Below are 11,796 nucleotides of genomic sequence, written 5' to 3'. Positions count from 1 at the left end.
TACATTATCGGCAAAAATCCGCCGAAAACCATTTGGAAGCGTATTTTGCCATTCCCGGCATCGGGGCGGTGCTCCATACGATCAACATCCGCCTCTCGCCGCAGCATATCTCTTACATCATCAACCACGCCGATGACCGTGTGCTGCTGATCGATGATGATTTGCTGCCGGCAATTGAAGCGATCAAGGACGAGATCCCGAACGTACGCGCTTTCATCGTCATGACCGATGCCGACGAGCTGCCGGAAACAACGTTGTCGCCAGTGTACCATTACGAGAAACTGCTTGCCGAGGGCGATCCAACATTTCCGTTCTTGAAAGACCTCGATGAATACCAACCGGCTGGTATGTGTTATACGTCGGCGACAACGGGAAATCCAAAAGGGGTTGTGTATACGCACCGCAGCACCGTCTTGCACGCGATGGCGTTAGGGCTGGCTGATACGCAAGGGCTGTGCGAGCGCGATGTCGTCATGCCGGTCGTACCGATGTTCCATGTCAACGCGTGGGGGCTGCCGTTTGCCGCCACTTGGTTCGGTTCGACGATCGTTATGCCGGGACCGGCGTTTACGCCGAAAGTGCTTGCCGAGCTGATTGACTCCGAACGGGTGACGATCACCGCCGGCGTGCCGACGATTTGGCTCGGGCTGTTGCAAGAGTTGGAGAAAGGAAACTATGACGTCAGCAGCCTGACGCGTGTCATTTGCGGCGGTTCAGCCGCGCCGAAAGGGATCATCCGTGCGTTTGAAGAAAAATACGGCATTCCGTTCATTCACGCGTACGGCATGACGGAAACGAGCCCGCTTGTGCTTGTCTCACGCCCGAAAAGCTATCAAGACGGGCTGTCGTACGAGGAGAAACTGGACATTCGCGCCAAGCAAGGGCTGCTTGCTCCAGGGCTTGAGATGAAAGTGATCGGCCAAAACGGGCCGGTTCGTTGGGACGGGCAGGAAATGGGCGAGCTTTGCTTGCGCGGTCCGTGGATTGCCGCCGAGTATTACAACGATGAGAGAACGAACGAAGCATTTCGCGATGGCTGGCTGCATACCGGCGATGTCGTCACCGTGGACGAAGAAGGGTTTGTGAAAATTGTCGACCGGACGAAGGATGTCATTAAAAGCGGCGGCGAATGGATTTCATCGGTTGATTTGGAGAATGCGCTCATGGCCCATGAGGCGGTGTTCGAAGCGGCGGTCGTCGCTGTGCCGCATCCGAAATGGCAAGAGCGCCCGATTGCCTGCGTCGTGCTGAAAGAAGGAAAACGCGTCACGAAAGAAGAGCTGTACGACTTTTTGCGCCCGCAGTTTACGAAATGGTGGCTGCCGGATGACATTGTGTTTCTCGATGAAATTCCGAAAACGAGCGTCGGCAAATTTTTAAAGAGAAAACTGCGCGATGAGATGGCAGCGCGCTATGCCGATGCGGCGAAGGAGTAAAGGAGGCGGACACCGTGGCAGAAACGATTGCGGTCATCGGCGCCGGGGTGATGGGAAGCGGCATCGCGCAAACGGCGGCGATGGCGGGAAAAACGGTGTATTTATATGACGTGTCCGAAGCGGCCTTGCAAAATGGGCTCGCTTCGGCGGAAAAAAGCTTGCGCCGCTTTGTCAAAACCGGCGGGCTGTCCGAGCCGGAAGCGCGAGCGGCGCTCGGGCGCATCCGCTCGACCGTCGATTTGGCCGAAGCGGTGCGCGGGGCGGATGTCGTCATCGAAGCCGTGCCGGAAAACTTGGCGCTGAAAAAAGACGTGTTTCAGCAGCTCGATCAATTGGCGAAGCCGGACGCCATTTTAGCGACCAACACATCCGAGCTGAGCGTCACGGCGCTTGCCGCCGCGACCAACCGGCCGGAGAACGTCATCGGCATGCATTGGTTCAATCCGGCGCCAGTGATGAAGTTGATCGAAATTGTGAAAGGTGAGACGACTTCCGACGACACAGTCGACGCCATCCGTCGGCTGTCTGTGGAGCTTGGCAAAGAAACGGTCGTCGTGAAAGACCGGCAAGGGTTTGTGACGACACGGGCGCTTGCCGCCCATATGATTGAATGCATCCGCATGTACGAAGAAGGAGTTGCTTCCGCTGAGGATATCGACAAAGCGGTGCGGCTTGGCCTCAATTATCCGATGGGGCCGCTGGAGCTGGCCGACATGGTCGGGCTTGATACGCTCCTGTTTGTGAGTGAAAACATGACGGAAGCATACGGCGACCGGTTCCGGGCGCCGCAGCTTTTGCGCAAGCTCGTTGAAGCCGGGCATTTAGGGCGGAAGACGGGGAAAGGGTTTTACACGTATTGAGCAGCGCTCGCCGTCCATCTGATGCCGCGCGCCAACAAGCGCTTAAAGAGCGCCCGCTTTCGCCCGTGCGGAAGCGCCCGAATAGGCAAGGCAACGAAGAAATCACGAAAGTAGAGCAAAAGGAGGAAGTTGCATGGTGCGTGAAGCGGTCATTGTCGAAGCGGTCAGGACGCCGGTCGGCAAGCGGAACGGCGTCTTCCGGGACGTTCATCCGGTCCATTTGGCCGCGGTGGTGCTCGATGAAGTCGTGCGCCGGGCGGGCATTGAAAAGCGGATGGTTGAAGACATCGTCATGGGCTGCGTGACGCCGATCGCCGAACAAGGATACAACATCGGCCGGCTCGCGGCGCTCGAAGCTGGCTTTCCGGTCGAAGTGCCGGCCGTGCAAATCAACCGAATGTGCGGCTCGGGGCAGCAGGCGATTCATTTCGCCGCCCAGGAAATCCGCTCCGGCGATATGGATGTCACGATCGCCGCCGGGGTCGAAAGCATGACGAAAGTGCCGATTTTAAGCGATGGCAACGAGCGGACGATTCCGCCGTCGCTGCATGAAAAATACGAATTCATCCACCAAGGCGTCTCGGCTGAGCGGATCGCCAAAAAATACGGCCTAACGCGCGAGGAGCTTGACGCCTACGCGTACGAAAGCCATCAACGCGCCTTGGCGGCCTTGCGCGAAGGGAAGTTTCGCGCGGAAATCGTCCCGGTGAAAGGGCTTGACCGCGATGGCCGCGAAATCCTTGTCACCGATGATGAAGGGCCGCGGGTCGATACATCGCCGGAAGCGCTCGCCGCGCTCAAGCCGGTGTTTCAAGAAGACGGTCTCATCACCGCTGGCAATGCGAGCCAAATGAGCGACGGGGCGGCCGCTGTGCTTTTGATGGAACGGGAGGCGGCGAGGCGGTTCGGACTGAAGCCGAAAGCGCGCATTGTCGCGCAAACGGTCGTCGGCTCCGACCCGACGTATATGCTCGATGGCGTCATTCCGGCGACGAGGCAAGTGCTGAAAAAAGCCGGCCTCTCGATCTATGACATCGACCTCATTGAAATCAACGAAGCGTTCGCCCCGGTCGTGCTCGCCTGGCAAAAAGAAATCGGCGCTCCGCTTGAGAAGGTGAATGTCAACGGCGGCGCCATTGCGCTTGGCCATCCGCTCGGCGCCACCGGTGCGAAGCTCATGACGTCGCTTGTTCATGAACTTGAACGGCGCGGCGGCCGCTATGGGCTATTGACGATTTGCATCGGCCACGGGATGGCGACGGCCACGATCATCGAGCGGGAGTAAGAGCAACGCGTGGAAAAAACATTTGTTTGACACACACTCGACAGCGGTGGCGGCCGCTGTTTTTTCTGTCATGACGAGAAAATAAAAATATGAGACGGAACTGGAGCGATGTGATAAGATGAAAGAAAAGCAAGTGAAAGGGGAAGCGCAGTGCAGAAGGAGAAGCCGTTTTACACGTATCGCGACATTGAACATTGGGAAGGAAATTGGGAACTGATCGATGGTGTTCCCTATTTATTGGCGTCTCCGTCGTTTGAGCACCAGTATGTGGTCGGACAACTGCACCTTGCATTGGCTTCGTATTTTCAGGCGCGTGGCTGTCATGTCATTCTTGCCCCGTTTGATGTTCAGCTTGATCCTGAGGAGCCGGAACGGATGGCGAAAACGGTTGTTCAGCCGGATTTATCAGTTGTTTGTCGGGTTGAGCAAATCGGGAATCGGCGAATGAAAGGGGCTCCCGATCTCGTTGTGGAAGTGCTGTCACCAAGCACCGCCTTGCGTGATCGAAACCAGAAATACTATTTATACGAAAAATATGGTGTGCATGAATATTGGATTGTAGACCCCAGCAATCGAACGATCGAAGTGCTCAGCTGGCAAGATGGACGATTTCAACAGCGAGCGGTTTTCGGGCCAAGCGATGAGTTGGTTTCTTTTTGGCAACCGGATTTGACGGTTTCGCTCGCCCCCGTGTTTCCTCCGGAAGAAAGCGATGTGTAGCTGATGGAGAACAACCTTGTTTGGCTGCCATCTCTGGAAATAACGGCTTCGCTTTTGGTGTCAGCAGCAGAAAGAAGAACGCAAAGGGGATCGATGTCATGAAGCAAGCCTTTCTCGCTTCCTTCTATTTATCCCTTGCCGCTGGCATTTGGGGCGGGATGTATGTGGTGAGCAAATACGTGTTGGACTACATTCCGCCGTTTACGCTCGTCTGGCTGCGCTACGCCGTCGCCTTGATCGTGCTGGGCGCCGTCGCCGTGGCGAAACGCGAGCGCCCCCCAAAGAACGGGCGTGACTGGGGAATGATTATCACGGTCGGGATCATCGGCTACGTCGTTTCCATTTCCTTGCAGTTTGTCGGCACGAAATGGTCGAACGCCCATACCGCTTCGCTCATCACCGCCTCGACGCCGGCGTTTGTCGTTTTGTTTGCCCGCTGGCTGATTGGTGAGGCGCTCACATGGCGGAAGCTTGGCGCGCTCCTATTGGCGACATTCGGCGTCATCGTCATCGTCGGCTTAGGAGGCGGAGAAGAATCAACGTTTCTTGGCAACGTTTGCTTAGTCGGCGCGGCGGTCACTTGGGCGCTGTTGTCGGTGCTCGTGAAAATCGCTTCGGCCCGCTTGTCCGTGTTTTCGATCACCACGTATGCCATTTTTGTGGCACTCATTGGCATGACGCCGATGATGCTCGCCGAAGGGCCGGGGCTTGCTGCGAGCCATTGGAGTGTTCCCGTCGCCCTTGGGGTGTTGTATCTTGGCGTTGTATCGACAGCGGGAGCATTTTTTCTTTGGAACAAAGGGATGGAAATGATCGATGCCGGCGTCGGCTCGCTCTTTTTCTTTTTCCAGCCGCTCGTCGGCTCGCTCTTTGGCCGGCTGTTTTTACAAGAGCAACTCGATGTCTCGTTTTGGCTCGGCGGGGCGCTCATTGCTGCCGGCGTGGCCGTGGCGGTGCGAAGCGAGCAAAGCGCGTAAGGAAGGCGTCAGCAAACCAAAAGCGAGGAGTCCGCGTTGGGCGCCTTCGCTTCCGTGCTTACGGTTTTGCTTCTTTTCGCTTCCTTCGTACCAAGAGGCAGGGGCAGAGAGGAGCCATACAACGGCTGTCAAACGGAATGGGACGATTTATACAAAAGTCTATCTTTTCGTATAAATCAATGAGTAGTTGTTGCTTTTGCCGTTTGATCATTGCTCCCCCGCTTTTTCTCCGACCGCCCGCCGCGGCAGCTTCCAGCCGTACGTGTATGACAAAACGCGCAAAGCGGCGACGACAATCAACAACACATACAGCTCCATGGGCGATTCGGCCCATTTCAGCCCAACAGCGAGGCCGGCGAGAATGGCCCAGGCGGCATAAATTTCTGCGCGCAACACGAGCGGCTTTCTTCCCGCCAACACGTCACGGATAATGCCGCCGCCGCTTCCGGTCAACACCGCGGCGACGATGACCGCGCTTAACGGATGATCCATGTTGACGGCATACAGCGCTCCTTGGATGGCGAACGCGGACAGCCCAAGGGCGTCAAAAAAGTTGCCCCACCGCTTCCACGGCGGCAGCATTTGCTTTGGGAACAAATACACAACTGTCATGGCCGCCAAAGCGACAAGAAAGAGCGGCTGCTGTTCCCATAACGCCGACACGGGAACCCCGATCAGCAAATTGCGCACCGCCCCGCCGCCAAAAGCGGTGACAATCCCTAAAATGTACACCCCAAGCAAATCGTACTCCTCTTCCATCGCGACGATCGCCCCGCTAATGGCAAAGGCGATCGTGCCGATGATGCTCAATACTTCCCACGTCATTCGTGCTGTTCCTTTCCGTGCGGTGTTCTTGTATCATTGTAGGGGCAAAAGCGGCGGAAAATCAATCGTTTTTTTGGAACGAACTAGCAGACCGACGGTGGGATTTGGTATCATGAACGTAGAGAACATGTTCGCCGCGAGGGAAAGGAAGGGGGATGCCATGAGCCGTGAACAAGCGATCCTTGTCGGCTGCCAGCTCGCTGGTGTCGATGATGAACGGTTTCGCTATTCGATGGAGGAGCTCGCTTCGCTCGTTGCGACGGCGAACGGCGAGGTTGTGGCAGAGGTGACGCAAAAACGTGAAGCGCCGCACCCGGCGACGTATATCGGCAAAGGGAAAACGGAAGAGCTCGCCGCCATAGTCAAGCAGCTGGAACCGGACGTGGTTATTTTCAACAGCGAGCTCTCTCCAAGCCAAGCGCGCAATTTGACGAAAATGCTTGGCGAGGTGAAAGTGATTGACCGGACGCAGCTCATTTTAGACATTTTTTTTCGGCCTGCTTTTATCCCCCGTNATAGTCAAGCAGCTGGAACCGGACGTGGTTATTTTCAACAGCGAGCTCTCTCCAAGCCAAGCGCGCAATTTGACGAAAATGCTTGGCGAGGTGAAAGTGATTGACCGGACGCAGCTCATTTTAGACATTTTTGCAAGACGCGCCCGCTCAAAAGAAGGAAAGCTGCAAGTCGAGCTCGCCCAGCTGGAGTATATGTTGCCGCGCCTTAGCGGTCAAGGAGAGGCGCTATCCCGCTTGGGCGGCGGCATCGGCACGCGCGGCCCGGGGGAGACGAAGCTCGAGACCGACCGCCGCCATATTCGCCGCCGCATTGACGACATTAAAGCTGAGCTTGTGCGCATTGCTGAGCATCGAGGGCGCTACCGCGAGCGCCGGCAAAAAAACCAAGCGTTTCAAGTGGCGCTCGTCGGCTATACAAACGCCGGCAAATCAACGATTTTCAATCGGCTGACCGCCGCCGATTCGTTGGAAGAAAACTTGTTGTTTGCCACGCTCGACCCGTTGACGCGCAAATGTGTCTTGCCATGCGGCTACACGGTGCTTGTCACCGATACGGTCGGGTTCATTCAAGACTTGCCGACGACGCTTGTCGCCGCGTTCCGCTCGACGCTCGAGGAAGTGACGGAAGCCGATCTATTGCTTCACGTCGTCGATTCGTCTCATCCGGATTACGTTGCGCACGAGCGAACGGTGTCGCGGCTGCTTACTGAATTAGGGGCTTCTTCCATTCCGATGGTCACGGTGTACAATAAAAGCGATCAAAAAGCGTCGGAATTCATTCCGACAACGACTGCTTCCATCATGATCAGCGCGCTTTCCGCCGCCGACATTGACCGGCTCCGCTATTTTCTTGAAGAGGCGGTGAAACAGCAAATGGCCCGTTACGACGTGTCGATCCCAAGCGGTGAAGGAAAATTGCTCGCTCGGTTAAAATCGGACACCATTTTGCACGAATGGCATTATAATGAACAGGGAGGCACGTACGACTGCCAAGGGTACGTGCTGCCGACGCACCCCTTGTATGGGGAGCTGCAATCATTCCAACGGTAGAAAGGGTTCATCTATGTTTTGGACACAATGGAGACACGGAGAAACCATCGCTCTTCTCATCGAGGAAATCGAAGCACAAATCGCGCCGATTCACCGCCGCATCGATGAACTGGTCGACGTCAACCAATACCGCGTGCTTGAGAGCTTCCGTCGCCATCAAGTGAGCGACGCCCACTTCATCCCGTCAACCGGTTATGGGTATGACGATGCGGGCCGCGATACGCTCGATCGCATTTTCGCTGATGTGTTTGGAGCGGAAGCGGGACTTGTGCGCCCGCAAATCATTTCCGGCACGCACGCGATTGCGATCGCGCTGTTTGGCGTGTTGCGCCCGGGCGATGAGTTGCTTTACATCACGGGCGCTCCGTACGATACTCTTGAGGAAATCGTCGGCGTCCGCGGCCGCGGCGTCGGCTCGCTGAAAGAGTTTGGCATTCGTTATCGCAGTGTGCCGCTCACAGCGGAAGGGATGGTCGATTTTCCGGCCGTTCGCGAAGCGATCCATGAGCGGACGAAAATGATCGGCATTCAACGTTCGCGCGGCTATGCGGACCGGCCGTCGTTTACTGTCGAAGAGATCGGCGACATGATTGCATTCGTCAAGTCGATCAAACCGGATGTCGTCGTGTTTGTCGACAATTGCTACGGAGAATTCGTCGAGGAGAAAGAGCCATGCCATGTCGGCGCCGATTTGATGGCCGGCTCGCTCATTAAAAACCCGGGAGGGGGCTTGGCGAAAACGGGCGGCTACATTGTCGGCAAGCGGGAATATGTGGAGGCGTGCGCCTATCGGATGACCTCGCCGGGCATTGGAGCGGAAGTCGGTCCGTCGCTTTACAGCTTGCCGGATATGTATCAAGGCTTTTTCCTTGCGCCGCACACCGTGGGTCAGGCGCTCAAGGGGGCGGTTTTTACGGCGGCGATGCTCGAGCGAATCGGACTAAAAACCTCGCCATCGTGGAAGGCGAAGCGCACGGATTTGGTTCAGTCCGTCCGTTTTGACGATCCGGAACAAATGGTGGCGTTTTGCCAAGCGATTCAGGCTTCCTCCCCGGTCAACGCTCATTTCACTCCGTATCCGAGCGACATGCCCGGCTATGAAGACAAAGTGATCATGGCCGCCGGCACGTTCGTCCAAGGGGCAAGCATTGAGTTGACGGCCGACGGGCCGTTGCGCCCCCCATATGTCGCGTATGTGCAAGGCGGATTGACGTATTCGCATGTGAAAATCGCCGTCTGTTCCGCCATTCAGCGTTTGCTTGAACAGCGGTTGATTTGTTTGTGAGGAAACATCACGTTTCATTGACTCATTTCCTGACATTATGGTAAAATAAAGGTATCAAAAGCGAGGAGGAATTGGCATGAGCAGCCAAATTCGTCGTTCCATGCCATTGTTTCCGATTGGGATTGTGATGCAGCTGACCGACTTGTCGGCTCGGCAAATCCGCTATTATGAAGAGCACGGCCTCGTTTCGCCAGCGCGCACTGAAGGCAACCGGAGGCTGTTTTCGCTCAATGACATTGACCGCTTGCTGGAAATTAAAGATTTGATCGACCAAGGCGTCAACTTGGCGGGCATTAAGCAAATTTTTGCCGCGCGGGAGGAAGGACGCCACCAGCAGGCGGAGAAAGTCGAAAAAGTAGGAAAACCGAAGCTGTCGGACGAAGAACTGCGCGAAATTTTGCGGAATGAATTGCTGCAGGCCGGGCGGTTCCAGCGCGCATCGCTTCGCCAAGGAGATCTCGCTCGCTTCTTTCATTAATGACGGAAAATGATTTCCGAGCCGGGGAGGAGTTTGGACATGGCAAAATATACGCGTGACGACATTCTACACATCGTCAAAGAGGAAAATGTCAAGTACATCCGCCTGCAATTCACCGATATTTTGGGCACGATCAAAAACGTCGAAATTCCGATCAGCCAGCTGGAGAAAGCGCTTAACAACAAAATTATGTTTGACGGGTCGTCGATCGAAGGATTTGTCCGCATCGAAGAGTCGGATATGTATTTGTATCCGGACTTGGATACGTTCGTCATTTTCCCGTGGACTTCAGAAAAAGGAAAAGTCGCCCGCTTTATCTGCGACATTTACAACCCGGACGGCACGCCGTTTGAAGGCTGTCCGCGCTATAACTTGAAGCGGATGCTGAAAGAGATGGAGGCGCTTGGCTTCAACGCCTTTAACTTAGGAGCTGAGCCTGAATTCTTCCTTTTCAAGCTGGACGAAAAAGGACACCCGACGATGGAGCTGAACGATCGCGGCGGCTATTTCGATTTGGCGCCGACCGATCTTGGGGAAAACTGCCGGCGCGACATTGTGCTCGAGCTTGAGGAAATGGGGTTTGAAATCGAAGCGTCCCATCATGAAGTCGCCCCGGGCCAGCATGAGATCGATTTTAAATACGCTGATGCCGTAAAAGCGTGCGACGACATTCAAACGTTTAAGCTGGTCGTCAAAACGATCGCCCGCAAACACGGATTGCATGCGACCTTTATGCCGAAGCCGATTTTTGGGATTAACGGTTCAGGAATGCATTGCAACCTGTCGCTGTTCCGCAACGGTGAAAACGCCTTTTTCGATCCGAACGGCGACTTGCAGTTGAGCGATACGGCGCGGCAGTTTATCGCCGGTGTGCTGAAGCATGCGCCGAACTTTACGGCGGTGACGAACCCGACCGTCAACTCGTACAAGCGGCTTGTTCCAGGCTATGAAGCGCCGTGCTACGTCGCTTGGTCGGCGCGCAACCGCAGCCCGCTCATCCGCATTCCAGCTTCGCGCGGCATGAGCACGCGCATTGAGGTGCGCAGCGTCGACCCGTCGGCCAACCCATACTTGGCCANGCAAATAAAAAAAAATCCGGCCGAAAACTTGGTCGGCGCGCAACCGCAGCCCGCTCATCCGCATTCCAGCTTCGCGCGGCATGAGCACGCGCATTGAGGTGCGCAGCGTCGACCCGTCGGCCAACCCATACTTGGCCATGGCGGTGCTTTTAGCCGCTGGGCTTGACGGCATTCGCAACAAGCTCACTCCTCCGGCGCCAGTGGATCGAAACATTTACGTCATGACGAAAGAAGAACGGCTCGAAGAAGGCATTGTCGATTTGCCGGCAACGCTGCATGAAGCGTTGGAAAACTTGAAGTCCGATGAAGTGATGATTCACGCGCTCGGCAAACATTTATTCGAGCATTTCGTCGAAGCGAAAGAAATTGAGTGGGATATGTATCGGACAACGGTTCATCAATGGGAATTGGACCAATATATGGAACTCTACTGATTCATAAAAAAGCTGCCCTGAAAAAAACGGGGCAGCTTTTTTATGGGCGCAGGCCGGCACGAGTCAGTCGAACAGGCGATAGACGCCGATCACTTTGCCGAGAATCGTGCAGTCGCGGACGATGATCGGCTCAAGATGGGCGTTTTCCGGCTGCAGGCGGATGTGGTCTTTTTCCTTGAAAAACCGCTTCACCGTCGCCTCGTTGTCTTCCGTCATGGCGACGACGATGTCGCCGTTGTTGGCCGATGACTGCTGGCGGACGATGACGTAGTCGCCGTCGAGAATGCCGGCTTCGATCATGCTGTCGCCCATCACTTCAAGCATAAACAGCTGCTCCTCGCCGGCGGCGAGCCGCTTCGGCAGCGGAAAGTAGCCTTCGATGTTTTCCACCGCTGTAATCGGTTGGCCGGCCGTCACCTTGCCGATGATCGGCACCGAGATGATCTCCTCTTTTTCTCTCTCCTTGGCCATATCGTTGTCCAAAATTTCAATGGCGCGCGGCTTTGTCGGGTCGCGGCGGATGTACCCTTTGCTTTCTAGGCGCGCGAGATGCCCGTGGACCGTCGAACTTGACGCCAGTCCAACCGCTTCCCCAATTTCCCGCACCGACGGAGGATAGCCTTTTGTTTTTACTTCCTGTTTAATAAACTCTAAAATTTGCTGTTGTCGTTTTGACAGTTTTGTCATTGTTTCACACCTCTTGCCACATCATTTGCCTTCATTATACCATGCGGAAGACGAAAAAACAAACATAAGTTCGAGTTTTTTATTGACACAAACAAATGTTCCTGGCTATAATGAAGGAAAGCGAACAAACATTCTAGATTTTCGGCCCAATTTTCGATTTTGGGA

Annotated in this window: 9 protein-coding genes and 3 pseudogenes; 10 read left to right on the top strand and 2 right to left on the bottom strand. The window is 55.4% G+C overall.

All coding sequences use genetic code 11. The annotated features are described in order from the left end of the window. The 5 genes from T260_RS123330 to T260_RS123350 all read left to right on the top strand — a co-directional run. Positions 1-1,436 (top strand): long-chain fatty acid--CoA ligase (locus T260_RS123330; protein WP_023634521.1); only part of this gene is annotated, 1,436 nt, incomplete at its 5' end. A 14-nt stretch (positions 1,437-1,450) separates the two neighbouring features. Beyond that, complete coding sequence (locus tag T260_RS123335; protein ID WP_014195501.1) at positions 1,451-2,296, top strand: 3-hydroxyacyl-CoA dehydrogenase family protein; 846 nt, start codon at positions 1,451-1,453, stop codon at positions 2,294-2,296. 133 nt (positions 2,297-2,429) lie between these two features. Further along, the gene (locus tag T260_RS123340; protein ID WP_023634520.1) at positions 2,430-3,581 is read left to right on the top strand and encodes a thiolase family protein; all 1,152 of its coding nucleotides are present in this window, start codon (positions 2,430-2,432) and stop codon (positions 3,579-3,581) included. A gap of 150 nt (positions 3,582-3,731) precedes the next feature. Then, positions 3,732-4,301, top strand: coding sequence for a Uma2 family endonuclease (locus T260_RS123345; protein WP_020278231.1), 570 nt, complete (start codon positions 3,732-3,734; stop codon positions 4,299-4,301). 98 nt (positions 4,302-4,399) lie between these two features. Further along, entirely contained in the window at positions 4,400-5,278 is an 879-nt protein-coding gene (locus T260_RS123350) for a DMT family transporter (protein WP_011230821.1), read from the top strand. 207 nt (positions 5,279-5,485) lie between these two features. Here the strand turns inward: T260_RS123350 and T260_RS123355 are convergent, their stop codons facing one another. Continuing rightward, the gene (locus T260_RS123355; RefSeq protein ID WP_011230822.1) at positions 5,486-6,103 is read right to left on the bottom strand and encodes a trimeric intracellular cation channel family protein; all 618 of its coding nucleotides are present in this window, start codon (positions 6,101-6,103) and stop codon (positions 5,486-5,488) included. A gap of 160 nt (positions 6,104-6,263) precedes the next feature. Here T260_RS123355 and T260_RS1000000139660 point away from each other — a divergent pair. The 5 genes and pseudogenes from T260_RS1000000139660 to glnA all read left to right on the top strand — a co-directional run. Beyond that, a pseudogene (locus T260_RS1000000139660) lies at positions 6,264-6,584 on the top strand (HflX-like GTP-binding protein); the annotation flags it as partial. 34 nt (positions 6,585-6,618) lie between these two features. Further along, positions 6,619-7,668: pseudogene (gene hflX, locus T260_RS0121030) on the top strand (GTPase HflX); the annotation flags it as partial. A 13-nt stretch (positions 7,669-7,681) separates the two neighbouring features. Continuing rightward, a complete protein-coding gene (locus T260_RS123360) occupies positions 7,682-8,953 on the top strand; it encodes a methionine gamma-lyase family protein (protein ID WP_011230824.1) in 1,272 nt (423 codons plus the stop codon). A 76-nt stretch (positions 8,954-9,029) separates the two neighbouring features. Next, a complete protein-coding gene (locus tag T260_RS123365) occupies positions 9,030-9,431 on the top strand; it encodes a MerR family transcriptional regulator (RefSeq protein WP_011230825.1) in 402 nt (133 codons plus the stop codon). A 39-nt stretch (positions 9,432-9,470) separates the two neighbouring features. After that, positions 9,471-10,944, top strand: a pseudogene (glnA, locus tag T260_RS0121025) (type I glutamate--ammonia ligase). 63 nt (positions 10,945-11,007) lie between these two features. On the opposite strand, the gene lexA reads toward glnA, so the two are convergent. Beyond that, positions 11,008-11,631 carry a transcriptional repressor LexA gene (lexA, locus tag T260_RS123370; RefSeq protein WP_011230827.1) on the bottom strand — a complete coding sequence of 208 codons (624 nt, stop codon included), beginning with the start codon at positions 11,629-11,631 and terminating at the stop codon, positions 11,008-11,010. Positions 11,632-11,796 lie beyond the last annotated feature (165 nt).

The sequence above is a fragment of the Geobacillus thermopakistaniensis genome (genome assembly GCF_000498995.1).
Lineage (GTDB): Bacteria > Bacillota > Bacilli > Bacillales > Anoxybacillaceae > Geobacillus > Geobacillus thermoleovorans.
The sequence above is the reverse complement of the archived record's forward strand: the minus strand, read 5'-3'. Positions and strand labels throughout refer to the sequence as shown.

What these genes read in the sequence shown, in the direction of transcription:
- T260_RS123365 (WP_011230825.1), top strand. Translation starts at nt 9,030, where the DNA reads ATGAGCAGCCAAATTCGTCGTTCCATGCCATTGTTTCCGATTGGGATT.
- T260_RS123360 (WP_011230824.1), top strand. Translation starts at nt 7,682, where the DNA reads ATGTTTTGGACACAATGGAGACACGGAGAAACCATCGCTCTTCTCATC.
- lexA (WP_011230827.1), bottom strand. Translation starts at nt 11,631, where the DNA reads ATGACAAAACTGTCAAAACGACAACAGCAAATTTTAGAGTTTATTAAA.
- T260_RS123340 (WP_023634520.1), top strand. Translation starts at nt 2,430, where the DNA reads ATGGTGCGTGAAGCGGTCATTGTCGAAGCGGTCAGGACGCCGGTCGGC.
- T260_RS123355 (WP_011230822.1), bottom strand. Translation starts at nt 6,103, where the DNA reads ATGACGTGGGAAGTATTGAGCATCATCGGCACGATCGCCTTTGCCATT.
- T260_RS123350 (WP_011230821.1), top strand. Translation starts at nt 4,400, where the DNA reads ATGAAGCAAGCCTTTCTCGCTTCCTTCTATTTATCCCTTGCCGCTGGC.